This window comes from Gemmatimonadales bacterium (genome assembly GCA_036279355.1).
Lineage (GTDB): Bacteria > Gemmatimonadota > Gemmatimonadetes > Gemmatimonadales > GWC2-71-9 > DASQPE01.
In genome coordinates, this window is the sequence record DASUJH010000028.1 from 33,806 (window position 1) to 57,832 (window position 24,027).

The 24,027-nt window shown below is 70.3% G+C and carries 24 protein-coding genes; 18 read left to right on the forward strand and 6 right to left on the reverse strand.

Annotated elements, in window-relative coordinates:
- The first annotated feature begins 904 nt into the window (after positions 1-904).
- The 7 genes from VFW66_07655 to VFW66_07685 are packed head-to-tail and all read left to right on the forward strand — an operon-like array spanning position 905 to position 8,394.
- Positions 905-1,966, forward strand: a complete 1,062-nt coding sequence (locus VFW66_07655; GenBank protein HEX5386554.1) for a glycosyltransferase — start codon at positions 905-907, stop codon at positions 1,964-1,966.
- Complete coding sequence (locus VFW66_07660; protein HEX5386555.1) at positions 1,963-3,237, forward strand: flippase; 1,275 nt, start codon at positions 1,963-1,965, stop codon at positions 3,235-3,237. The genes VFW66_07655 and VFW66_07660 overlap by 4 nt, the downstream gene beginning before the upstream one ends.
- Positions 3,234-4,325, forward strand: coding sequence for a hypothetical protein (locus VFW66_07665; protein ID HEX5386556.1), 1,092 nt, complete (start codon positions 3,234-3,236; stop codon positions 4,323-4,325). The genes VFW66_07660 and VFW66_07665 overlap by 4 nt, the downstream gene beginning before the upstream one ends.
- Entirely contained in the window at positions 4,322-5,524 is a 1,203-nt protein-coding gene (locus VFW66_07670; GenBank protein HEX5386557.1) for a glycosyltransferase family 4 protein, read from the forward strand. Before VFW66_07665 ends, VFW66_07670 begins: the two co-directional genes overlap by 4 nt.
- On the forward strand, positions 5,508-7,133 hold the full coding sequence (locus tag VFW66_07675) for a hypothetical protein (protein HEX5386558.1): 1,626 nt from the start codon (positions 5,508-5,510) through the stop codon (positions 7,131-7,133). Before VFW66_07670 ends, VFW66_07675 begins: the two co-directional genes overlap by 17 nt.
- Positions 7,130-7,591 carry a glycosyltransferase family A protein gene (locus tag VFW66_07680; GenBank protein HEX5386559.1) on the forward strand — a complete coding sequence of 154 codons (462 nt, stop codon included), beginning with the start codon at positions 7,130-7,132 and terminating at the stop codon, positions 7,589-7,591. Before VFW66_07675 ends, VFW66_07680 begins: the two co-directional genes overlap by 4 nt.
- On the forward strand, positions 7,588-8,394 hold the full coding sequence (locus VFW66_07685) for a glycosyltransferase family 2 protein (protein ID HEX5386560.1): 807 nt from the start codon (positions 7,588-7,590) through the stop codon (positions 8,392-8,394). Before VFW66_07680 ends, VFW66_07685 begins: the two co-directional genes overlap by 4 nt.
- A gap of 6 nt (positions 8,395-8,400) precedes the next feature.
- On the opposite strand, the gene VFW66_07690 is transcribed toward VFW66_07685, so the two are convergent.
- Entirely contained in the window at positions 8,401-9,399 is a 999-nt protein-coding gene (locus VFW66_07690) for a glycosyltransferase (protein HEX5386561.1), read from the reverse strand.
- Between the two features lie 60 nt (positions 9,400-9,459).
- On the opposite strand from VFW66_07690, the gene VFW66_07695 reads away from it, so the two are divergent.
- From VFW66_07695 to VFW66_07705, 3 genes are read left to right on the forward strand one after another with little or no spacing between them, the layout of a single operon-like run.
- On the forward strand, positions 9,460-10,518 hold the full coding sequence (locus VFW66_07695; protein HEX5386562.1) for a glycosyltransferase: 1,059 nt from the start codon (positions 9,460-9,462) through the stop codon (positions 10,516-10,518).
- On the forward strand, positions 10,515-10,976 hold the full coding sequence (locus VFW66_07700; GenBank protein HEX5386563.1) for a (2Fe-2S)-binding protein: 462 nt from the start codon (positions 10,515-10,517) through the stop codon (positions 10,974-10,976). Before VFW66_07695 ends, VFW66_07700 begins: the two co-directional genes overlap by 4 nt.
- Positions 10,969-13,221, forward strand: coding sequence for a xanthine dehydrogenase family protein molybdopterin-binding subunit (locus VFW66_07705; GenBank protein ID HEX5386564.1), 2,253 nt, complete (start codon positions 10,969-10,971; stop codon positions 13,219-13,221). Before VFW66_07700 ends, VFW66_07705 begins: the two co-directional genes overlap by 8 nt.
- A 13-nt stretch (positions 13,222-13,234) precedes the next feature.
- Here the strand turns inward: VFW66_07705 and VFW66_07710 are convergent, their stop codons facing one another.
- The 3 genes from VFW66_07710 to VFW66_07720 all read right to left on the reverse strand — a co-directional run bounded on the left by VFW66_07710 (position 13,235) and on the right by VFW66_07720 (position 16,135).
- Positions 13,235-14,908 (reverse strand): glycosyltransferase family 39 protein, encoded by a 1,674-nt coding sequence (locus VFW66_07710; GenBank protein HEX5386565.1) that lies wholly within the window; start codon positions 14,906-14,908, stop codon positions 13,235-13,237.
- Between the two features lie 50 nt (positions 14,909-14,958).
- Positions 14,959-15,159, reverse strand: coding sequence for a hypothetical protein (locus VFW66_07715; GenBank protein HEX5386566.1), 201 nt, complete (start codon positions 15,157-15,159; stop codon positions 14,959-14,961).
- Positions 15,160-15,244: 85 nt separating this feature from the next.
- On the reverse strand, positions 15,245-16,135 hold the full coding sequence (locus tag VFW66_07720; protein ID HEX5386567.1) for an RNA polymerase sigma factor RpoD/SigA: 891 nt from the start codon (positions 16,133-16,135) through the stop codon (positions 15,245-15,247).
- Positions 16,136-16,593: 458 nt separating this feature from the next.
- Here VFW66_07720 and VFW66_07725 point away from each other — a divergent pair, with 458 nt between their 5' ends.
- The 6 genes from VFW66_07725 (at position 16,594) to VFW66_07750 (ending at position 20,329) form a co-directional block, all read left to right on the forward strand.
- Positions 16,594-16,989, forward strand: coding sequence for a hypothetical protein (locus VFW66_07725; protein HEX5386568.1), 396 nt, complete (start codon positions 16,594-16,596; stop codon positions 16,987-16,989).
- A 209-nt stretch (positions 16,990-17,198) separates the two neighbouring features.
- Positions 17,199-17,543 carry a YbjQ family protein gene (locus tag VFW66_07730; GenBank protein ID HEX5386569.1) on the forward strand — a complete coding sequence of 115 codons (345 nt, stop codon included), beginning with the start codon at positions 17,199-17,201 and terminating at the stop codon, positions 17,541-17,543.
- Between the two features lie 16 nt (positions 17,544-17,559).
- Positions 17,560-18,114: a DUF308 domain-containing protein gene (locus tag VFW66_07735; protein HEX5386570.1), complete on the forward strand. Its 555-nt coding sequence runs from the start codon at positions 17,560-17,562 to the stop codon at positions 18,112-18,114.
- Positions 18,115-18,993, forward strand: a complete 879-nt coding sequence (locus VFW66_07740) for an SDR family oxidoreductase (GenBank protein HEX5386571.1) — start codon at positions 18,115-18,117, stop codon at positions 18,991-18,993.
- Between the two features lie 26 nt (positions 18,994-19,019).
- Positions 19,020-19,460 carry a hypothetical protein gene (locus VFW66_07745; protein ID HEX5386572.1) on the forward strand — a complete coding sequence of 147 codons (441 nt, stop codon included), beginning with the start codon at positions 19,020-19,022 and terminating at the stop codon, positions 19,458-19,460.
- A gap of 74 nt (positions 19,461-19,534) precedes the next feature.
- The gene (locus tag VFW66_07750) at positions 19,535-20,329 is read left to right on the forward strand and encodes an FRG domain-containing protein (GenBank protein HEX5386573.1); all 795 of its coding nucleotides are present in this window, start codon (positions 19,535-19,537) and stop codon (positions 20,327-20,329) included.
- On the opposite strand, the gene VFW66_07755 is transcribed toward VFW66_07750, so the two are convergent.
- Together VFW66_07755 and VFW66_07760 are read right to left on the reverse strand one after the other, a co-directional pair.
- Positions 20,309-20,611, reverse strand: coding sequence for a hypothetical protein (locus VFW66_07755; GenBank protein HEX5386574.1), 303 nt, complete (start codon positions 20,609-20,611; stop codon positions 20,309-20,311). The genes VFW66_07750 and VFW66_07755 overlap by 21 nt on opposite strands.
- Entirely contained in the window at positions 20,608-21,288 is a 681-nt protein-coding gene (locus tag VFW66_07760) for a PadR family transcriptional regulator (GenBank protein ID HEX5386575.1), read from the reverse strand. Before VFW66_07760 ends, VFW66_07755 begins: the two co-directional genes overlap by 4 nt.
- A gap of 223 nt (positions 21,289-21,511) precedes the next feature.
- Between VFW66_07760 and VFW66_07765 the strand changes: the two genes are divergently transcribed.
- Positions 21,512-21,769, forward strand: a complete 258-nt coding sequence (locus VFW66_07765; GenBank protein HEX5386576.1) for a DUF4404 family protein — start codon at positions 21,512-21,514, stop codon at positions 21,767-21,769.
- Positions 21,770-22,005: 236 nt separating this feature from the next.
- The gene (locus tag VFW66_07770) at positions 22,006-24,003 is read left to right on the forward strand and encodes a protein kinase (GenBank protein HEX5386577.1); all 1,998 of its coding nucleotides are present in this window, start codon (positions 22,006-22,008) and stop codon (positions 24,001-24,003) included.
- The last annotated feature ends 24 nt before the right edge of the window (positions 24,004-24,027 follow it).

Below are 24,027 nucleotides of genomic sequence, written 5' to 3' on the forward strand. Positions count from 1 at the left end.
GTGCATGTGCGTATCAAGCGCCTTGCACGTCGCATCATCTTCGATGGCACCGGCCGCGCCATCGAGTTGCTCCCGAAACCCGAGCGCACCGTCGCCCGCGCGCTCGCGGAGCAGATCGAACGTCCGCTCCGCCCAGGCGAGCGCTTCCCGGTCGCCCGAGACCTGCGCATATTCCGTCAGCCCCGAAATTGCAAAGGCATGGCCGTACGTCCGCTTGCGCGCGTCCACCACACGTCCGCCGCGGTCGACCGCCCAGTAAAACCCGCTCCGCTCGGCGTCCCACATGCGCTCAATGAGAAAGCGCACGCCGTCTCCCGCCCGCTCCAGGCACCCGTGCATGACGAGGCCGTGGCGATGCGCGGCCGCGAGCACCCAAATCATGCGCGCCTGCATGACCAGGTATTTGTCCGCGACTCCGAGACGGTCGCCGCGCCGGTCGAGGTGGGTGACGAAGCCCCCCATCGGCCTCATCCCAGGTGCAGCGGGTCCAGAACGGCAGGACGTCGCCGTCCAGGTGGGCCTCGCACCGTTGGAGAATCGCAAGGCGTGCTGAGTCGGCCGGCGGGCGGCTCGAGGCGGCGCGCGGGGCGGAGGCGAGGAGCGGTGTACCGGGGCGGAGGGCGCGATCGACGACGCGGTGGGCCGTGGAGCAGAGCCGTTGGAGCTGGCCCGCCCCCTGTCGGGTGAGATGGCTGAGGGTCATTCAGGGCGTGAGCGTACGCTCAGGTAATCGTCTCGACGTTCTGGTTGCGTATTCGGGCCGGCGGGGGTACGCGATTTGCCAAAACGATGCGTTCCTTGTTCCCGCGCCGCTTACGGAAGAATGCCCGCTGATCCGTGGCAACCCTGCCACAGCCACAGGGTAGCGGGGTCGCGCCGGCCTCATCACTCGGAGGAAGGTCGCGTGTCCGAGAGTCTCACGGCCTGCGTGATCAATTTTAACGGCGAGCGTTATCTCGAGCGCTCGCTGGCAGCCGTGAAGGCGCAGGGCGACAGTATCGCCGAAATCCTCCTCGTCGACAACGCGTCGAGCGATTGCAGCCTCCGCCTCGTACGCGACCGCTTCCCTGCGGTGCGGGTGCGCGAGCGCATGCGCAACGATGGTCCGGCCGCGGCGCGGAATCATGCGTTTGAGGCCGCGGCCCACGACCGGATTCTGTTCGTCGACAACGACGTCGTCCTGGCCGAGGGGACCGCCGCAGCGCTCTCCGCCGCACTCGATGCCGCTCCGCGTGCGGCGATCGCGATGCCCAGAATTCTCTACGATGATCGGCCGGAGCTCGTCCAGTTCGACGGCGCCGAGTGCCACTTTCTGGGCGGGATGACGCTGCACCACGCAGGCTGGCCGGACGCATCGGTGCCGACGTCGACCCGCCGCATCGGCTCGCTGGTCACCAGTTGCTTTCTGGTCGACCGGCGCCGGCTCGGCATGAAGCAGCCGTTCGACGAGAGCTTCTTCTTCAACTACGAGGACCACGACTTCGGCGTCCGCGCGCGGCTTGCCGGGCACGAGATCCTCGCCGTTTCGTCCGCGCGCGGCTATCACCTCGACGGCACGCCGGGGCTGTCCATCCGTCCGGGAGGGGCGTATGCCTCGGCCCGCGTGTACTGCCTGATCCGCAATCGCTGGCTCGTGCTCCTCAAGCACTACCAGTGGCAGACCCTGCTCCTCCTCACCCCCGCGCTCGCCGTGTACGAGCTGGCACAGCTCGCGGCGGCGGCGGCAAAGGGATGGCTGCCCGAGTGGTGCCGAGCTGCCAGCTGGACCGTGCGGCATCTGCCTGCGGTGGCGTCGCGGCGGCGCGAAGTGCAGCAAGCCCGCTGCACCCCCGACCGCCAGTTATTGCACGGCGGCCCGCTTCCCTTTCGCGACGAGCTGCTCGCGAGCGGATTCGCCCGAGCCGCAAAGCGCGCCCTCGACCGCGGCACCGGCGCGTACTGGGACCTGGTGGCGCGGTTCGTATGAGCGCGTCGGGAGGGGGCCGATGGCCCAAGGCGGCGGAGAATATGGGCGTGGCGTTCGGCTCGCACCTGTTCTACAAGTTCGCGAGCTACGTCACGCTCGCGCTGCTCACGCGGTATCTCGACAAGTCCGCGATGGGCGAGTTCTTCTTCGCGGCGACGCTGGCCGGCACCGCGGTGCTCTTCACCGAGCTGGGCACCCATCGCTCGCTGGTCCGCACCGCGGCGAGCGACCCCGACCAGGCGTTGCGCGCGGTCTCGGACGTCATCTCGTTTCGCCTGCCACTGTTCGCGCTTTATTTCGCGCTCGTCAACGTCTTCATCTGGCTCACGCGGCCGGCGCTGCTGCCGGTCATGCTGCTCACCTCGGTCTACATCGCGCTGGAAGAGCTGTACCTGAGCTTCGGCTCGCTGTTCGTCGGCATCCAGCGCCTCATGCACAACGCCGTCGCCGGGGTATGCTGCCGCGTCGCGCTCGTCGGGCTGATTCTGCTCGTGATCCACGCCGACCTGGGGTTCCGCGCCATCCTGATGGCCCACATCGCGGCAAACGCGCTGCTGGTGCTCGTCGGCTACGTGATCGTGCGGCGCCGGCTCGGCCCCGTGCGGCTGCTCTGGAGACCGGAGGTGGCGAAGCGGGTCACAGCGGGGTCGTTCGGCTTGTTCGCCGTGGGCGTGCTGGCGCTCCTGCTCGCCCGGCTGGACACTGTAATGCTCGGGTTCCTCGGCTCCTACTCCGACGTGGCGAGCTACCAGGCGGCGTACAAGCTGCTCGAGGCGACGCGCTTTGCGATTCGTCCGCTCAATACCGTGCTCTTCCCCATGCTCGCGGCGATGGCCGCGCGGCGCGAATGGGAGGGGGTCAAGACCTACGCCGGGCGGGCGCTCGCCGGGGCCGGCTGGATCGGCGTGGGGGTGGTGCTGATCGTCGCGGTGGCGGCGGACTGGATCGTGCGGCTCGCGTTCGGCGCGCGGTACGGTGACGCCGCGCCGCTCCTGCGCGTGCTCATCCTCTCGGTGCCGCTGCTGTATGTGGACAGCATCGCGATCATGGTGTCGCAGGCGATCTGCCGCGAGCGGCAGGTTGCGAAGCGGCTCGGCCTGTGCGTGGCGCTCAATATCGCCGCCAACCTGATCGCGATTCCGCGCTGGGGGCCGATCGGCGCGGCGTGGACCACGGTCGGCTCCGAGCTACTGCTCGCGATCCTCCTGATCAGGGGCAACGCCGCGTGGCTGGCAGAGCCGCTCATCGTGCCCGGAGAAGCAGCGGCGTGAATCCACTCCCGGTGGCGGCGCACACCGCCCAGCGACTCGAGTTCGCCTTCCACGGCGTGCGGGCCGCCGTCACGTCGGACGATGCCGAGTGCCTGCGGCGGGTCGAGGCGGATTTCGCGCTCTTTCTCGACCCGGGGGCGCCGGCCGGAGAGCTGCCGGACGGCGCGGTGGGCGCGGCGGGCTTGATGCCCACTATCGAGGTTCGCCTCACTGTATCGGCTCCTCCCTACGAGCGGATCCCGCCGGATGCACGCCGGCTGCTCCGGACCAAGGACGCGACGGTCTATCGTGCCGGCCACGTGCGGTTCTACGACTCGGGCCGCCTCGCGCTCGTCGCCTATGACATGAGGGCCGGCCACGCCGACGTGTGGAGCCTCGATCGCGACCTGCTCCAGGAGAAGTGTTATCTGCTCGTCATGACCCGGGTGGGCGACGCGCTCGACCGCCGGGGCCTCCACCGCATCCACGCCATGGGCATGGTGTATCAGGGCCGCGCACTGCTCTGCGTGCTCCCGTCGGGCGGCGGCAAGACGACGCTGGCCATGGCGCTGCTCGAGCGCGAAGGCTTTCGGCTGCTTTCAGAGGAGGTGCCGCTCGTCTGCCGCCGCGGCCGCCTGCACCCCTTTCCGGTTCGGCTCAGTGTGGTCCAGGGCACGCCCCTCACCGTGCCCGATCGCTTTCTGCAGCCGTTCCGCCGCTCCCGCCACGGGCCCAAGGTGCTGATCGACTCGCGCCACTACGCGGACCGCATCGCGGGCGATGCGGCGCCGGGCATCATCTGCATCGGGCGCCGGGTCGGCGCGGGCGAGGCGGGTCTGGTGAAGCGGTCGCGGTTCGCAGGGCTGGCCGCGCTGCTCGGCTCCTGCGTCGCGGGCCGCGGCGTGCCGCAGTTGCTGGAGTACCTGCTGCACCTCGATCTTGGCGACGTGATGCGCCACGCGCCGGTCCTTTGGTCGCGCCTCCGCGCCGCGGCGGCGCTGGCCCGCCGGAGCACCGCCTACGAACTCCGACTCGGCCCCGACTCCGAAGGCAACGCATCGCTCATCGCGACATTGCTCACCGGTAGTGCGGTCCGGAGCTCGCCATGAGCCGCCCATACCGCATCGCGATGGTAGCCGCGTGCCCGCTGCCGTGCCCCCGCGGCACGCCCATCCGCATCCACCGGATGGCGGAGGCGCTCGCGCGGCGGGGCCACGACGTGCACGTGGTCACCTACCATCTGGGTGTCGGTGGCGAAGCGTTGCCGTTTACGGTGCACCGCACGCCGGGGGTGCCGGGCTATCGATCGCTTTCGCCGGGCCCGAGCTGCGGCAAGCTGCTCGTCATGGACCCGATGCTGGTCCTGGCGCTCCGGCGCCTGCTGGCCGCGATGCCGTTCGACGTGATTCACGCACATCACTACGAGGGCCTCCTCGTCGCGCGGTGCGCCCGCGGCCACCGCCAGGTACCGATCGTCTACGATGCGCATACCTTGCTCGAGACCGAGCTGCCCTACTATGCGCTCGGCGTGCCCGATCGCCTCAAGCGGTCGGTCGGCCGCCTGCTCGACCGGCTGCTCCCCGGACGCGCGGACCATGTGATCGCGGTAAGCGAGAAGATCCGGACGATGCTGGTGGACTCGGGTGCGACGCCCGACGGCCGCGTCTCGGTAGTGCCGAACGGTGTCGAGCTGGACGCATTCACCATGGCGGTCGAGCACCACAGCGTTGCGCGCCGCGCGGAGCCCCGCGCCGTACGCCACGGGCCCGAGCTCATCTTCACCGGCAATCTCGCGCCTTACCAGCGCATCGACCTGCTGGTGCGCTCGTTCCGCACCGTCGTGGACGCGCGGGACGACGCCCGCCTTCTCGTGGTCGGAAGTGCGTCGCTGGAGCAGTACGACCAGCTCGCCTCGGCGCTCGGCGTTCGAGACGGGATCGCGACCGTGCCGTCCGATTTTCGCGCGATTCCCGGGCAGCTCGCCGCCGCGGACGTCGCCCTCAACCCGCGCACCCACTGTGCGGGCGTGCCGCAGAAGCTGCTCAACTACATGGCGGCGGGAAGGCCGATCGTATCGTTCGCCGGCTCGGGAGCCGTGCTCGAGCACGGCCGCACCGGGTGGCTCGTCCCCGACGGCGACACCGCTGCCTTTGGCCGCGCGGTGCTCCACCTCCTCGATGAGCCCGCCCTCGCCGAGTCGCTGGGCGCGGCGGCGCGGCGGCACGTCGCCGACAACTACAGTTGGGACCGCACCGGCGCCAATGTGGAGGCGGTTTACCAGCGGATGCTCCATGACGGCGGCGGCTGACGCGGGACCGGCGCGCCGGGCGGTCCGGCGCTTCGTGCTGGCCACCTCCGTGCCTCCGCTGCTGCACGCGTACCGCGGGGTCTACGGTGCGGTGACCTGGCTCGCCGTCCGCATCTTCCGCCGCTACCCCGCCGTCCGCGCGGTGTACCTCACGCGCGGAAGCGCCAAAGGCGAAATCCTGCCGCTCGTGAGCGACGTCGATTTTCTGGTGATCCACGAGGGCCTCACCGCGCGCGACCGCGCCGAGCTCATGAAGGCCTACGACGGCCTGTCCCGCGCCACACGGCTGCTCGACTCGCACATCCAGCTGCTCGACGATGCCTGGTTCCGGCGCCAGATCGAGCTCGACGATCATTTCCGGCTGCGCTTCGCGGAGGGGCGCGCCACCTGGAAGCTGGTCCACGGGCGGGACTACGTGCGCCAGCTCCCGGCGCCAGACCGCGACGCGCTCGATCCCGGCCTTCTGGCCGAGACCAAGGTCTGGTGGGGCCTGTTCGCGTGGCGCCTCTTCGGGCCCCGCCGGCACAGCGCCGAGACCGTCACCCGCAACAACGTCTGCTACAAGGCGGTGAGCGAGTGCATGAAGGCGATGGACGGCATCACGCGCCGGCGGCTCACGTTCAGTCGCGCCGACGCCCTGCGCGCGGCAAGGGACGCGCTGGCGCCGTCCGGGCGCGCGCTGGTCGAGCGGCTGGAGGCGCTCCAGGCTCGGCGGTTCCGGCCCCGCGACCCGAGGATCATCGAGGACACGACTGCGTTTCTGCTCGAGCGCCTCGACCGGTTCTACGGCGAGTTGGAGGCGCACCCGCTCGCCCGCCGCGCGACCGAAGCCCCGGTGCGTGTGGATGCGCCCGCCGGCGAGGAGCCGTTCGGGCCGGCGGCGGTCGACGATGCGCGGAGGCTGGTCGGCTCGATCGAGCGGGAGTGGGGCGGCGCGCTCATGGGCGCGCACCTCGTCACCGGCGTCCACTTCAGCCCGGACGAGCTGGTGTTGCTTCTCGCGGCCGATCCATCGCGACCACCGTCGCTCGAGCTCATGCAACGTGCGTTCGCGCTGCACCAGGCGCACGCGCCGACCGCGCGGCATCGGATTCGCCTGTTCCTGCTTCTTGCGGCGGCCGCCTTTCAGCTCGACCCCGACGACCTCGAGAAGAGCTGGCAGTCGATTCTCTGGCGGCCCGGCAACCCCGACGCCTTCGCGCTCGCTGCGATGCCCGAGCGGTGCCTCCTGGGCACGCCGCTCGCCGCATCGGCGCCTCCAGCGTGGACGGTGCTCATCCGCGACTTTCTCGCGGCCGAGGAAGTCGCGTTCGCCCACCTCCTCGCCGACCCGGCCGTGTACAAGCTCGGCAATCGGGATTTTCTCCGGGTGTTCTGGAAGACCGCGCAGATCGTGGCGATCAACCGCGCGGCCGCACCCGGCGGCGAGATCGTGTACCCGCTCACGCCGCGGGCCGTGGCGCGCGCGCTCGCCGCGCAGGCGACGCCGCTCCCGCGCGCGCTCGAGCCGCTGCTGGCCGCCATGGAGAGTGCGGGCGCGGGCGCGGAGCCGGACCTCGCCGAGCTCGTGCCCGGCGCAATCGGCTATCTCGGAGAGATCCGCACATGAGTCAGCCGGAGCGGTTGCGTGTCTCCGTCGTGGTGGTAACGAAGGATCGCCCCGAGATGCTTGGGGTGCTGCTCGCGTCGCTCGTCGGCCAATCGCTCGCGCCCGACGAGGTGCTGGTGGTGGACAACAACTCCACCCGGAGCTACGCGCCGGTGTGGGAGGAGTTCCGCGCCAGGCTGCCGCTCCGGATGGTGGTCGAGCACACGCCGGGCATTCCGGCCGCCCGGAACCGCGGCATCGCCGAGGCGATCGGCGATGTGATCCTCTTCAGCGACGACGACTGCCGAGCGGAGCCGGACTGGGTCGAGCGGATGGTGCGCCCATTTTATCTGAACCCGCACATCGGCGCGGTGGGAGGCGAAATGCTTTCGGAGGCGCGTGCCGGCAGTCTGGTCGAGCAGTTCTGCGTCGGCGAGACGCTCATGCGGATGGGCCGGAGCGACGAGGCGGCCGGATGATCATCGACATCACCAAATGCGGCTACCGTCGGGGCTACCTGCCGAAAGACGGCGTCGGCGTCTTCCACGCCTTCTTTCCGACCGCCAACGCGGCATTTCGGAAGGACGCGCTCCAGCGGGTCGGCGGGTTCGACCCGCGCTGCGCCACGGGCGAGGACATCGACCTCTGCATCCGGCTCTCCCGCGCCGACTACGAGCTCTGGTTCGAGCCCAGTGCCAGGGTCACGCACTTCCACCGCTACACGCTGCGCGGGCTCGCGCGACAGTGGTTCCATTACGGCTACGGGCACGCGTACCTGTTCCGGAAGCACGGCGCCCGGCACCGGCTCGAGTTTTATCGCTATGACCTTTCCGAGCGCAACGACAGCACGTTCGGAATCGCGCGGGTGTTGGGCGTGCCGTTTCCGGTGCCCGGCATGGTGTTCCTGAGCAGCTTTCACGCGTTCCATCTCTGCCTCGCGGTCGCGCTGGTGGGGGTGGCCATGGGCGCCGCGACGCCGGCGTGGTTCGCGGCCGGCGGGGCGCTCGCCGCTGCCGGCCGCTATGTCGTGCCGCGGTTCGAGCTCGCGCGTCCGGCGCGTTCGCTCGCGATGGCGGGCATCCGTTATCTGGCCGACGCGGCCTACGTCATGGGCGGGCTGCTCGGAGGGATGCGGCAGCGGATGATCTTCCTCGAAGCCACGTTCCGAACCCGGAAGGCCGCGCCGTCGCGCACCCCGGCGCCCCATCGGCCGGGCGGCGAAGCAGCGGACCGGGGGATGCTCGAGCCGATGTCGCTTCCGGAGGGCTCCGATGCGGGCTAGGACGATTCAGCTCGAGGGGAACCCCGCGTCCGCGCGTCGCCGTTCGAGCCGCCGCACCACTGTCTGCTCGAGCAGCAGGTCGAAGACCGCGCGATCGACCGCCTTCGCGACGTACAGAAACGGATGCCTCCTGAGCAGCGCGAAGAGCGGGGCGGGGAGCACCCGGCGGCGATGATAGCTGCGCCAGTTGTGCTCGATGTGGAGCTCGGGCGCGTCGAGCGGCAGCCGGTGTTTGCCCGCGAACCGCTCGAGGCTCGTGCGGAGCCAGGCCACGCTCCATCGAAGCAGGAAGAAGGGCACGCTCGAAGCCGGCAGTGGCGGGGGCACCGTGTGCGTCACCACGGCGCGCGGCTCCAGGTGCACCGTTCCTCCCGCGGCCTGCACCGCGAGCGCCACGTCGGCCGCTTCGAATATGGACCGGATCGACTGGTCGAATGGTCCGATGCGGTCGAGTGCGCCGCGCCGCGCCAGCATGCAGTACGGCTTGATCAGATCGGTGCGATGGGCGGTGAGCCCGGCCGCTGCCGCTGTCGGAGCGTTGGCGAGCCGTGCCTGGTACACGAGTCGGCGGCGCCCGCCCGACTCCGCGATCGAGATGGCCGCGCCCGCCCCATGGATGCGACGCTCCGCGCCGAGGCCGATGTGGACGATGGGCCCCACGATCCAGGCGCCGGTGCGCTCGGCGCAATCGGTGAGCGCCTCGAGCCAGCCGGGCTCGGGCAGCACATCGTTCTCGATGAACGCTACGTACGGCGTCCGGGCATACCGGAGCCCGATGTTCCGGGCCTCGTTGCCGGCGAGGTACGACTTGGTCCGATGCAGCGCGAACCCGCGGCGGTCCGCCTCCGCGGCCAGGTATCGCGCCACGGGCGGCGGCGAATTGCCATCGATGTACACGAGATCAAACGGGCACCGCGTCGTCTGGTACAGCCGGTCAAGCGATGCCCGGGTCCGGTCGAACCGCTCGCGCGGCACGACCACGACCGTCACCTCCGGTGAGACCATGGTACGCTCGAAGCGAGTTGGCGCACCCCGGCGGGCACGCCGGATGAAGGAGAGATCGCCATGACTGATCCGCGCGTAACGATCATTGTGGTGCCGCGGGAACAGTTCAGCAAGGCCCGCGCCTCACTGGAGAGCATCTACGCGGCAACCGCCGTTCCCTTCGATCTGGTGTACGTCGACGGCAACTCGCCGCCCGCCCTGCGGCAGTACCTCGAGACGCAGGCGGCAGCGCGCCGCTTCACCCTGGTGCGCACCGAGCGCTATCTCACCTCGAACGAGGCGCGCAACATCGGCGCGCGTTACGCCGGCACGCCCTACATCGCCTTCGTGGACAACGACGTCTTCGTGCAGCCCGGCTGGCTCACCTCGCTCCTCCGCTGCGCCGACGAGACCGGTGCCGCCGTCGTGGGTCCGCTCTACTGCTTCGGCGCTGACGGCGCGAGCGGCGAGCCGGTCGTCGTCCACACCGCGGGGGCCGAGCTGCGCATCGTGGACGACGGCGGCCGCCGGCTGCACGAGGTGCACCGCCAGGTAGACCGGCTCGTCGCGGATGTTCTGCCCGAGCTACGGCGCGAGCCGATCGACCTGGTCGAGTTCCACTGCATGCTGGTCCGCCGAGAACTCCTCGGCCGCACCGGCGCGCTCGACGAGCAGCTCCTCTCGTTCTACGATCACCTCGACTTCTGCATGGCGGCGCGCGAGGCGGGCGGTTCGGTGTACTTCGAGCCCGCGTCGGTCGTGACGCAACTGGTCCCGCCGCCGCTCGCCTGGATGGACGTGCCCTTTTTCCTCCTCCGCTGGAGCAACGCTTGGCTCGAGCCAAGCGCGCGCCACTTCGCCGCAAAGCACGGGCTCGCGCAGGACGACAAGGAGTTGCGAGACCACATCTGGTTCCGCAACGATCATCGCCGCCGAATGCTGGCGGGTCCACGCCGGGCGCTGCGCGCGGTCATCAGCGAGCGCATGCTGCGGCGGGTGGACAAGGTGATGGACCGGGTCGTGTTCGGCGGCGTAGTGGAGTACCTCGTCGCGCGGCCGATGCAGCGCCGCCGTGCCCGTGCGCCGGCCGCCGAGGGGACGGCCGCTGGTGTCCGGACGCCGGCGGGAGCCACCCCATGATCGCGTGCTCGATCAATGGCGCGTCGCACGCCCTCGACGTGCCCGACGACATGCCGCTCCTCTGGGTGTTGCGTGACGTACTAGAGCTCACCGGTACCAAGTTCGGCTGCGGCGCAGGGTACTGCGGCGCATGCACCGTGCACCTGAACGGCGTGCCGGTGCGAAGCTGTCAGCTCCCGATGCGCGGCGTCGCGGGAAAGGCAGTCACCACGATCGAGGGCCTCTCGCCCGACGGCAGCCACCCCGTGCAGCGTGCCTGGCTGGCGGAGCAGGTGCCGCAGTGCGGGTATTGCCAGTCAGGGCAGATCATGAGCGCGGCCGCCTTGCTCGGGCGCACGCCAGCGCCCACCGACGCCGAGATCGACGCGGCGATGCAGGGCAATCTCTGCCGCTGCGGCACATACCAGCGGATCCGCCGGGCAGTTCACCGGGCGGCCGGGGAGGGCTCGCGTGGCTGACGCGCCGCAGGGCACCTCTTCGATCTCGCGGCGAGACCTCCTCAAGGCGGGCCTCGCCGCCGGCGTCGGTCTCACCATCGCCGTGTACCTCGACGGGTGCGGGCAGGCCATCGACGCCGATCCGCCACGCACCGGCGCCCCGTTCGCGCCCGATGCATGGATCCGCCTCACGCCGGACGGAATCGTCATGGTCGTGGTGGACCGCTCCGAAATGGGCCAGGGCGTCACCACGTCGCTTCCGATGCTGGTCGCCGAGGAACTCGATGCCGACTGGTCGATGGTGCGGTTCGACTCCGCGCCAGCCGGTCCGGCATACATCAATCCGCTCGCCGGCGACCAGCGCACCGGCGGGAGCAACAGCGTCCGCGCCGCATGGCTCCCGCTTCGCACGGCGGCGGCCAAGGCGCGCGCAATGCTCGTCCTCGCGGCGGCACGCGAATGGGGCGTGCCGCCGGACCAGTGTCGCACCGAACGCGGCCGCGTGTTCCACCCGCCCACCGGCCGCTCGGCTGGGTACGGGGAGCTGGCAACCAGCGCCGGTGCGTTGGCGGAGCCCGCCACCGTCACGCTCAAGCACCCGCGCGATTTCCGCCTGATCGGGCAGTCGCTGCCGCGGCTCGATCTTCCCGACAAGGTCACCGGCCGCGCGATATTCGGCATCGATGTGAAAGTGCCGGGGATGCTCGTCGCGGTGGTCGAACGCTGTCCCGTGTTCGGCGGCAAGGTGCGTCGCGTGGACGACTCGGCAGCGCGCACGGTACCCGGTGTGCGCCACGTGGTGCGGATCGATTCGGGCGTCGCCGTCGTCGCCGTTGGCTACTGGCAGGCGATGCAAGGGCGGCGCGCGCTCCGCATTGAGTGGGACGAAGGAGCGCTCGCGACCACCGACAGCGCTGGCATCCGGCGACATTTCGTCGAGTTGGCAACGCACCCGGGCGTGCCCGCCAAGCGGCGGGGCGATGTCGCCGCGGGCCTCGCGGGCGGCGCTCGGCGCATCGAGGCGATCTACGAGCTGCCGTACCTGGCGCACGCCACCATGGAGCCAACCACCTGCACGGCCGACGTGGGCCGCGACCACTGCACGGTATGGGTCCCGACCCAGTATCAATCGGGCGTGCGCATGGGCGACGGCGCGCGCGAGGCCGCCGCGCGCGCCGCCGGGCTCAGGCCCTCGCAGGTCACGGTGCACACCACGCTGCTGGGCGGCGGCTTCGGCCGTCGAGTCGAGGATGCACCGGTACGCGAGGCGGTGCAGATCTCGAAGACGGTCGGCGCGCCGGTCAAAGTCATCTGGTCGCGCGAGGACGACATCCGGCACGATCACTATCGCCCCGCGACCTATCACCAGTTGCACGGCGCCCTCGATGCCGCGGGTAAACCGGCAGCCTGGCAGCACAGGATCGTGGCGCCGTCGATCATGTCGCGTTTCTCCCCGGGTTTTGTCCCCGGATACATCCCCGGGTGGCTCGCGCAGCACTTCCCCGCGTGGACAGCGCACCACTTCGGCCCGCTCAAGCACGGGGTGGACGGCAGCGCGGTCGAGGGGGCGGTTCGCCTTCCTTACGCGATTCCTAATTTCGAGGTCGACTACGTCATGGCCGAGGTCGGCGTGCCCGTCGGATTCTGGCGCTCCGTCGGTCAGTCCCAGAACGTGTTCGTGACTGAGAGCTTCATCGACGAGCTGGCACATGCGGGCGGAGCGGACCCGCTCGCATTTCGGCGGGACCTGCTGCGCGACCACCCGCGATTGGCTGCAGTGCTGGACCTCGCCGCGGCCAGGGCCGGCTGGGCCTCGTCCAACGGTCTCAATCAGGCGCTCGGCGTCGCGGCGGCCGAGATGTACGACACTGCGCTCGCACAGATCGCCGAGGTGACGGTGGAGGGCACGACGGTCCGCGTGAAGCGCGTGGTGTGCGCAGTGGACTGCGGCACCGTCGTGCACCCCGACACGGCCGCCGCGCAGATCGAGGGTGGCATTGTCTTCGGGCTCACGGCAGCGCTCAAGGGCGAGATCACGCTCGCGGGAGGCCGGGTCGAGCAGGGCAATTTCGGCGACTACCAATTGCTGCGCCTGCCCGATATGCCGGCCGTCGAGGTGCATTTCGTGGACAGCGACCGGCCCCCCGGCGGCATCGGCGAGGCGGCGACGCCGCTCATCGCGCCGGCGGTGGCCAATGCGCTTTTCCGGGCGACCGGCCGGCGCGTGCGGCGGCTCCCGATTCGGCTCGAGGGCGCCACGGCTTAACGCCGCGCTTCGTTTACCGCAGCCGGTAGATCGTCACCGGCCCACGGCGTCCGACCGGCTCACGCCTGAACCGAGCCAGCGCCCGGACGAAGTCGGCGTTCGAATCCGGGCGCTGCACGAACTTCCCCATGCTGTACGAGTCCGTGTACGCCGGATGCCCCGCGTCCACCGCGCGGCGGATCTCGTCCGTTCGTTCGAGAAACGTTCCGGCGGCCCGAAAAGCCGGCGCGGCCCAATAGCCTTTCCGGAGGAACGGTACGACGAGCACGCCGGCCGGCACACCCGCGTCTTCCAGCAGCGTGGGCAGCGCATCGGTGATGATGATGCTCCCGGGTGCGGCGACGTCACGGAAGGCCCCGGCGGTGGCGGAGATGTACGGATACTCCTCCAATGAGTGGTCGTGGCGGAGGTATCGCCGGTACGCGAAGCAGCGCTTCGAGGCAGGCCCAATTGATACGGCGAGACTCGCCGCCAAGACGACGCCGATCGCAAGCCCGGCCGCGACGCGCCTCCGTTCACCCGGACGCGAGCCGGACACCACGGCGTCGAACCCCGTGCCGGCGCTCACTCCGATCGCGAGCGCCCCGAGCGGCACCAGCGGCGCGATAAAGCGAAGGCTTTGGAAGTAGTAGACCAGGTACAGACCGACCGTGAGCACCGCGAGCACAACTCCAAAGCGGCACACCAGCCGCACTCGCGCGTCTTTTGAGCGCCAGGCGATCGCCACGCCCACGGCGGTGAGCAGCAGGAAACCAAGACAGAACGCCGAGCGCGGAGCAGTCCAGAGGTAGAACACCGCGTTGGACGATGTGGCTGGCGGCAGGTCGGCGGCGCCCGGCAGATGGATGGCGTAGCTGAACGAAAACGTCATGCCGTCCCGGCCGTACCAATACGGGACCCAGAAGCGGTAGCCCGTCGCGGTCACCGCGCCAAAGGTCCGAAGGTCGTAGATGCCGAGCGCAAGCGTGGCGAGTGCCGGCCCTACGCCGAGGAGCAGCCATCCCGCCGCGTCGCGCCGGAGCCGTTCATCGGACCAGAGGGCGAGCGCTGCAGCAAGCGGAACGATGGCGCTGGGCAGGCGAATCAGCATCCCCAGGCCAGAGAGCGCTCCGATTGCGAACATGCCCCATCTCTGGCGGCTCCGCCGCTCGGCCGTGCGCGTGAGAAAGAGGCCGAGGGCGACCGCGGAGACGATTGCAGCGGTCGCGGTCTCGGTGGTGATTTCATGATTCCACTCGAGGTAGGCCGGTACCGTGAGCAGGCTGGCCACCGCGCCAATGCCGCCCGCGAGCCCGGCCATCCTGCGCGCCAGGAGGTACACGCAGACGGTGCCGATGACGCCGAATGCGACGGCGCCGTACACGCCGTCGCTCAAGTGCGTGCCCGGGAACAGGTAGATCGGCGAGAGCAGGGCTGAAAGCCCGAACGGATAGCGTGGCGGGTAGGAGTGGCCGAGCAGCCGGATCGCATAGGTTCCGGACCGCGCCAGACTGCGAGCCGCGGCCGCATACTCGACCGCATCGGGAAAGGGATGCGGATCGATTCGCCACCAGGCCGGAATGACGAGAACGGCGACCGCGATGGCGGCCACCAGCGCGGGGCCGCCCGCCGTCCGGAGGCCGGTCCCCGCGCGGCGCGGTGCCGGTGTGGGCAAACGCTTGGACGGCCGCGGGAGAGAGCGCGACATGGGCCGACCTCGAAACCGGGAACACGGACGAGAGGCGGCCCAAAAGTAACCTAGGGATGCTCGTCCGGCGTCGGCGTATCCTCGCTCACGTGCTCGGCCGTCTTGCCCAGCCGGTGCCGCGCCTCGTCCTCGGCCTCGGTGGGGGTGGCGATGTGCTCGGAGCCGTGGGCGCCGGGCTGATCGGGGGTTTCGTGGCGCTGCTGGCGATCGAATCGGCGGTCGTCGAGCGCGCGGTGTCCGCTGCGGGCCATAATGCCGTGCTCCTCTTGAAAAAGAATCGCGGCCCCCAGGGTAAGGGGCCGCGATGGGACAACGACGTGCCGCGGCTCACATGGGCTACGCAGCCAGATCCTTCAGCTTTTCGCCCTGCTCTTCTTTGAGCTGGCGGAGCGCGCGGTCGCGAAGCTGGCGGATGCGCTCGCGGGTGACGCCCATCATGCGGCCGATCTCCTCGAGAGTGCGCGCGCGGCCGTCATCCAGGCCGAAGTAGAGCCGTAGCACCTTGGCGTCGCGCGGCGCCAGGGTCGCCAGTGCCTCCTCGATGTCGCTGGTACGGCTGTTCGAAAGCGTCGCGGCGTCCGTGGTGTCTGCCGACGCGACCGAGAAACGCTCCATCCGCTCGGTCGAGTCACCCTCGCGCACCGGCTGATCGAGCCGCACCGCCTCGGTGTGGAGCGCGCCGAGCGAGCGCACGGCCTCGGGCGTGAGCCCGGTGGCACGCACCAACTCCTCGACGGTCGGGGTCCGGCCCAGCCGCTCCTTCAGCACCGTCGTGGTGCGGGCGAGCCGGCTCAGGTCGGCGGTCCGGTTGAGCGGCACGCGCACCGTGCGGCCCTGCCGCGCAATCGACGCCTGGATCGCCTGGCGAATCCACCAAACCGCGTAGGAGATGAACTTGACGCCGCGGTCCGGGTCGAACTTGCGGGCGGCCGTCATGAGACCGACGTTGCCTTCGCCGATCAGATCCGACAGTGGCACGCCGCGATTCTGGAACTTCTTTGCGACCGACACCACGAACCGCACGTTGTGCCGGGCCAGCTTCTCCTGCGCTGCCACGTCGCCGCGGAACGCGCGGCGGGCCAGCGCAAGCTCCTCCTCCTGCGTGAGCAGGGGGATTCGGCTGATATCATCGAGGTACAAGTCCAGGGTCTCGGGCTGATCCTCGAGACCATGGTTGAGCGGCGCCGGCCGGGCCGTGCGCCGCTTCCGGCGAGTCTGCTGCGTCACTCTGGGCTTCCTTTCCACGGCGTCTGCATGACGACCAAAACCGGATGAACGAAACCGGTGAGGCTCCCTTTAAGTTCCCCGCTTACAATCGGTTGGATTGACCCTCCGGGCGAAGTGACCGGGGTCACCCACCCATCCACGGGCCGGTGGATTATCGATTGCCGAGTTGCCGAAATGGTCGCACCTCCGGGTAACAACTGCCTGGCCTGGGCCAATGAAGCATCCGCCGGCCTGGCAGATTCGGGTGCCAGCCTGGCTTGGGGACGCAGATGGCCGCCTGCGATCACACGCTGCTATCGTGGGGCGGCCGGCCGGGAGGTCCGCATGATCCGGACTCGGCGGGGTTCGGCCCGCGGTCCGGGCCGCGCCCCGGATTGCATGGAAGTTGCCCCCTCGCTTCCGCTTGCTGGCCGCACGCCTGAAAGTGCGCGGGATTGCACCTCAATTCGCGAGGGCCCATGGCCGAACTCAAGAGGCGGCTCGCCGCCGCCGCGCTCCTGGCGGGGCTCGCCGGCTGCTCGCACGGCTACGCCAGCGCCCGCCGCCCGGCGCCGGAGCCAGACCGCGGCCGTACCTACGCCGCCAGCCTCGGGGTTCCGCCGGGCCAACTTCCGCCACCCGGGATGTGCCGGGTGTGGGTGCCGGGCCGCCCACCCGGCCATCAGCCCCGCCCGCGCGACTGCGCCGGCATCGATGAGACCGCACCGGCGGGAAGTTGGGTGCTGCTCCGCCCCTCGCAAAACCGCAGAATCGTGAAGGTGCGGATGGTGGACGAGCGGCGGGCCGGCATCGTGGTTCGGGTCCGGATATTCGATGTGGCGAGCGGCGGCTTCCTGCGTGAGGAGCCGGTGTAGCGGCGGCGGCACTCCACCAGGGGAGCAAGGGGCGCGACTCGGCTGGCGAGTCGCGCCCCTTGCGCGTCGATGCCGGCGGATACCGGCGGCGCCGGATATCGGTCGCGCCGCAGCGCGGCATGCCGTAAGTTGTCGGGCGTACGACGAAGCGAATCTTGGGCGTGGCACTGGCCGTATGTTGCCGGGAACGATGCACCGGAGGCGACTCGATGAACGAGACGATGACGACGACGACGTTCGAGATCGAGGGGCACCGCGTGGTGCAGAACCTGGGCGTCGTGCGCGGCGTGACGGTGCGGTCGCGCTCGCTCTTCGGCACGATCGGCGCCAAGATAGAGACGCTCTGGGGCGGCCACATCACGCTGCTCACCTCGCTCTGCGAGCGGGCCAGGGCGGATGCGTTCGAGATCCTGCTTGCCAGCGCTCAGCGGATCGGCGCGAACGCAGTGGTCGGCGTCCGGTACGACGCGGCGGAAGTAATGCCGGGCGTCACCGAGGTGCTCTGCTACGGGACGGCGGTCGTGGTCGAGCCGGAGGGCGGCGAGACGTACTGACGTCGGAGGTTTCTCCATGGCCATGTTCACACTCGCGTCCGCCGCATCGCATTGGTGGGTCCTCGCCCTGCGCGGCGCCGTCGCCATACTCTTCGGGCTCGCCGCCCTCTTCTGGCCCGCCGCTACCCTCGCCGCCGTCGTGCTCGTCTACGGCGCGTTCGCATTCGCCGACGGGATTCTCGCGGTCGTGGCCGGCGCGCGCGGCCGCTGGGGCGGGCTGCTCCTTGCGGGGATCCTCGGCATCATCGTCGGAATCATCGCGCTCATCTGGCCCGGCATCACGGCGCTGGCACTCGTCTTCGTGATCGCCGCATGGGCGATCGTGACCGGAATCATGGAGATCGCGGCCGCCGTGCAGCTCCGGCGGGAGATCACGGGCGAGTGGCTCCTCGCGCTCGTCGGCGTCGCGTCGCTCGCGTTCGGCATCCTGATCGCGCTTTTCCCCGGCGCGGGCGCGCTCTCGATTCTATGGGTGCTCGGCATCTACGCCATCATCTACGGCGTGCTCCAGCTCTTCCTCGGATTCCGGCTCAGGAACCTTCCGAGCCGGCTCGCGGCCCGGTTGGGCTGAGTGACGGCCGAGCCGGCGCACAATCCGGCGGCCGAACGGCCCGATCTTACCGGCCAGGTGGCCGTCGTGACCGGCGGCGGCCGGGGTCTCGGGCGCGCGTTCGCAACGGCGCTCGCCGCGGCCGGCGCCGCGGTGGCGGTTGCCGCGCGCTCGGCGGCCGAGCTCGAGGCCACCGTATCGGACATCGAGCGCGCCGGAGGGCGGGCGCTCGCGCACGCGACGGACGTCACCGACGCCAGCGCGGTCGCAGCGCTGATGGACCGCGTCGAGGCGAGCTTCGGGCCCATCACGCTGCTGGTGAACAACGCCGGCGCGCCATCGCCGCTGGGCCCGCTCGCGGAGAACGAGGCGGACGCCTGGTGGCGCTGCGTCGAAGTGAATCTTCGCGGGCCGATGCTCTGCATGCGGGAGGTGCTGCCGCGGATGATCGCCCGCCGGCGCGGGCGCATCGTCAACATCGCGAGCGGGGCCGGCACGCGCGGACTGCCGTACTTCTCGGCCTACGCGACGAGCAAGGCGGCGCTCATCCGGCTCACCGAGATCGCTGCCGTCGAGAACGCCCCCCATGGTGTCGCGGTGTTCGCGATCGAGCCCGGCACCGTGCGCACGGCCATGGCCGAGCACGTCCTCGAGTCGCCCGATGGGCGGCGGTGGATGCCGTGGTTCCGCGAGATTTTCGAGTCTGGTCGCGACGTGACGCCCGAGCGCGCGGCCGAGCTGGTGGTGTTCCTTGCGTCGGGGCAGGGCGACGCACTCGCCGGCCGGCTGGTGAGCCGGGCTGACGACCCCGCCGCGCTGGCCCGCTCGGCGGAGGACATTGTACGCCGGGATCTGTTGGTGCTGCGCCTGCGCGGACTCGAGCAGGGGGGCTGTGCGTGAGAGCAAGATCGACACGGTTCAGGTACTTGCTCCTGGCCGCCGTGATCGTCGCGCCGGCATGTCGCCAGGAGACGGGCCGCCTGAGCGCCGCCCGGCAGCAGGCGCTGGGGTCCGAGGGCCTCCTCCACCGCGCGGACAATCTCCGATTCCGCTACACCTACCGCGAAGGGCGGCACGGCGGGGGATGGGAAGACCGCCTGGCGTCGATCATCGTCACCAAGCAATCGGTGCTCATCCACAAGAACGAGAAGGTCGGACTCGAAATCACGCCCCGGAGCCGCCGCTACTACGAGGTGACTCGTGACGGGGCGCGGGTGCGGGTCAGCGCGGGGAGCGGACAGTCGGCCGAGAGCTGGTCCTTCGTGCCGCCGGACGACGCGGACGCCTGGGCACAGGACATCCGCGCCGCGATCCGCGGGCACTCCTCCACCGACACACTCGCCCCGGTCCGACGGCGGGAGCGGTGAGCGGGCGCACAGGGTCGGCCCGGCGGTATCTTGCGACCGGGAGCGCACGCGGCGGATCGGGGAGGCGCAACGGAGTGGCGATCGCGGAAATCGTCGTTGACAGCCTGGGCGAGCTGATCGATCAGGTGACGCCGTCCGCACCGAGCCCGGCGACGGGCCGGCGGCGCGACACCGGCGTCTATCGCGGCGCGGCCGATGCCGACTGGCCGCTCTTCACCAGCCTCGATCTGCTGGGCGGCGTGCATCCGCCGCACGGCAAGGCGAATCTGGAGGAGCATATCCTCCGCAACTTCATCCGCTACTCACGCCCCTACCTCGCCACGTCGCCGGCGAACGAATGGGAGCTGCTGGTCCAGGCGCAGCACCATGGACTGCCGACGCGACTGCTCGACTGGACCTATTCGCCGCTCGTCGCGGCGCACTTCGCGACGCGCGGCGATGCCGGGAACGACGCAGCGGTGTGGCGCCTCGATTGGCAGCAGGTGCACGCGCGGTTCGGATTTCCGGCGCTCGCGCTCCTGATCGAGGATCTGGAAACCATCTTTCCGGGCGACCGGCCGTTCACGCCGTGGGCGCTCTTCGGCGGGATGCGGGGGCCGCAGGCATTCGCCTGCATGATCGAGCCGCCGTCGATCAGCGCGCGGATTGCGGCGCAATCGGCCACCTTCACCATCTGCTCCGACAAGCGGCAGAGCTTCGACTGCTTCCTGGAGCAGCACGGGCTCGGCGGGGCGCTCACCAAGTTCGTGGTGCCGGCGCGGGAGGTGTCGCGGCTCCGCGACCAGCTCGACCTCGTCGGCCTCGACGAGCGCCGACTCTTTCCCGACCTCGACGGCGTCGCCGACCAGCTACGGCGCTACTACTCGTGAAGGCGTCACCGGGTCCTGCATGCGCTGCGCCAGCAGCCGCTCGGTGAAGTCGAGCCGGTTCTCGAGCTCCGCCACGCGGCTGTCGAGCTGATCGATGAGTTCGAGCCGCGCGCGCACGGCCTGATCCAGTCGGTCCAGGTTGCGCTCACGCTCGCGGGAGGCGCCGCGGTCGTCATCGTCCCAGTCCCGCGAGCGCCGGCGCCAGTAGCGCGGGCGCATGAACCAGAAGGGGATCACGAAGAAGAGGATCCACCACCCGCCCATGTGGTCCATGAAAATCACGCGCTCCTCTCGCCGCCTTCGGGCTGACCGCCTTCGGGATGACCGCCTTCGTGGCCCCCCGGCGCCGGCGCGGCGCCGGCCGCCTCGGCCGGGCGCTCCCATTCGCGCTCAATTTCATCGGTAGCGCGGCGGAGGATCTCGACCACGCGAAGGATCGAGGGGTGGTCGGGCCCGCGGCGCCAGGCCCGCTTGTAAGTGACGGCTGCGAGGCGCGCGAAGGCGGAGTTGAGCTCACCCATCGAGCCGCCGGCCACGTCGCGCAGCGTATCGCGCACCCGATCGAACATCTCCTCGATCACGTCGCGGTGCTCGTCGAGGAACTGCTCGCCCTCGGGCGTGATGTGATAGACGCGGCGGCCCTCGCTTTCCACCGCGCGCACGTAGCCCTGATCCTCCAGCATCTGGAGGGTGGGATAGACGGTGCCGGCTGATGGTGTGTAGTGCCCGCGCATCCGCTCCTCGAGTGCTTTCATGATCTCGTAGCCGTGGCGCGGTTTTTCGCGGAGGAGGCGGAGGATGACGAACTTCACCTCGCCGGACTCGAACATCTGCCCGCGGGGACGGCCGCTCCTCCGGGCGCCAGCGCCCCAGCCTGCGCCCCAGTTGAAGCCGAATGGGCCGGGGCCGCAGCCGGCGAAGAGATCGCCGAACCCCCAATCGTCACGCTGCTTGGTCATGGTGCTACCCTCTGTATATCTGGAGTAATTGTGCGCGATATATCGTAAGATATGGCCCAAGAGCTGTCAACGGTTCGCGCCGGGCCAACCCGGCCGCCGAGCTCGAGAGGCCCGCGCGGAAACAGCCGGGAAAGCGCGGACATGGCGCCGCCGCCCAGCGTGCCGCCCGACGGCATGATACCTTTGCCGGCATGCACACCTTCATCACGAACGGGGTCGCGCGATGAACCGCGACGAATTGCGCGGCACACTCGAGCGGCTGCACGCGGAGCTCGCGAGCACGCCGGCGGTGGACGAGCGCACCCGCACGATGCTCGAGCAACTGCAGGCCGACGTGCGCGGCGTGCTCGCGAGCGAGTCACCCGATGCAAGACTCCGGGACCGGCTGGAGCACGCGTTCGTGCAGTTCGAGGCGTCGTACCCGAGCCTCGCGCGGAGCCTGGCGCAGGTGATCGATACCCTCGGCGTGTGGGGCATCTAGCGCGGGCCGCCCGGTGAGTGGCACGGATGGTGAACTGCGACACTCCGATCCGAGCCGGCAAATTTTGAGTCCTTGAATCAAACCGCATTGTCTACAACGGCTTCGGGCGGCATCACGGTCGCCTGGGGCTGCCGCCATGTGGAGGTTCGCCGGCCCACGGGCGTCGCGCCGACGCCTGACGCGTTGCGCCGGCACGACGTTTCGGCGCGCGCCGGTGCCACCTCTTTCGAGCGACAATGCCCGCGACCACCTGCGCCGGATGTGGGGCCGCCCTCGATCCGCGAGACCTGAGCCGCTGCGCCGCCTGCGGCGCCAGCGTGAGCGCCGCCGCGCCCGCCGCCGACTCGGAGGAATTGGCGGCACTCCGCGCCGACACCGTCGGCCACTACGACATCATGGGCGAGCTCGGCCGCGGCGGTATGGCCACGGTCTATCTCGCGCACGACATCGCGCTCGATCGCAAGGTGGCGATCAAGGTGATGTCGCCGGCGCTTGCGGCGGGCGACGGCGTCGAACGCTTCACGCGCGAGGCCCGGACCGCGGCCGCGCTCAGCCACCCCAATATCATCCCGATCTACGCGGTCCGGCACACCGACCGGCTGCTCTATTTCGTGATGAAGTACGTCAACGGCCGCCCGCTCGACACGATCGTTCGCGAGCTGGGTCCGCTGCCGATCCCCATGGTGCAGGCGATCCTCGGGCAAGTGGCGAGCGCGTTCGGCTACGCCCACCGGCACGGCGTCGTGCACCGCGACATCAAACCCGGCAACATGCTGATCGACGAAGAGGGCTGGGTAGCGGTCACCGACTTCGGCATCGCCAAGGTGGCCGAGTCGGAGCAGCTCACAACGACGGGGCTCGCGGTGGGGACGCCGACCTACATGAGCCCGGAACAGGTGACAGCCGGGCCGGTGAGCGGGGCCTCGGATCAGTATTCGCTGGGCGTGGTCGCGTACGAGATGCTCACCGGCAAGCCGCCGTTCCAGGGCGGCGGGGCCATGGCGATGATGTACGCGCACGTGCATCAGCCGCTGCCGCCGATCGAGCGTGCCGACTGTCCCGATGCGCTGCGTGACGCCGTCATGCGCATGCTCGCGAAGGAGCCGGCGGACCGGTGGCCGTCGGTGGAAGACGCTGTGGGCGCGATCGGCGCGGCACCGGCGGCGCTCGACGACTCGACGCGGAGCCAGCTGATCGCGCTCGCGCGGACCGGCGCGGAGGAGCAGCTCGCGGGCGTGGCGCGGACGCCAAGGAGTCCGATCCCACTGGTGCGGACACCGGCGCCGCGGGCGACGACGCCGGCGCCGGCCGCCGCGCCTGCCGGCGCACCGCCGGTACGCGGAGTGTCGCGGCGCGCATCGCCGATATCGCTCGTGCTGGCCGCGAGCGGGGTTGCCATCGGGATTGGATCGCTGTGGGTCGTGGCGCATGGGCGCGCGGCGCGCGGCGGGGAGACGGCCACGCCGGCGACGGTCGCGCGTCCGGCGGCGGCCGGCGCGGTCATGCCGGGTGATTCGCTGAGCCGGCTCGCGGGGCCTGCGTCGATGCCAGCCGGAGGGGCGATGCTAGCGTCGGGGCCTCCGCCGACAAGCACACAGTCGGCTCCGCCCCCGATGCTAGCATCGCCCCTCCGGCCGGCGAAGATTGAGCCGAGACCGAGCAATGTGCGGGCAAAGCGCACGAGTACGCCTGCCGATCGCGATGGCGCCCATGGCGCGACAGCGACCGCTGCGCAGCCAACGAGCGCGGCGCAATCGCCGGCCCCAGCGCCCACGACGACGCCCGGAGTAGCATCGGAACCGGCGCAACCGGCGGCGCGGGATGCGCAACCGATCTCCGGTGCCATGGCGCTCCTCGGCATCCGCGCGCCCGCCATGCAGGCGGCGCCCGAAAATCCCGACGTGCGCGCCGTGGAGAGTGCGATCAGATCCTATGCGGCGGCGCTCGAGGCCGGGAATGCGGCGGAGGCCAGGCGGATCTTTCCCGCGATGTCCGACGCGGAGCATGCACACTTCGCGAATCTGTTTGCGTCGGGCGGGCGGGTGAGCACCAAATGGAAGGTGTCCGACGTCGTCATCACCGGCGATTCGGCCACGGTGCGGGTACGTGGCCGCACCCGTGCGGCACCCGCGACCGGTACCGCGACCGACGAGAAACTGGACGTGCGGGCCGTGGTCGAGCGGAGCAGTGGCGCCTGGCGCCTCCGCACGTTCGGGGCGCCGGAGCTCCGCTGAACGACTCGCCCGCTTCTCGACCTC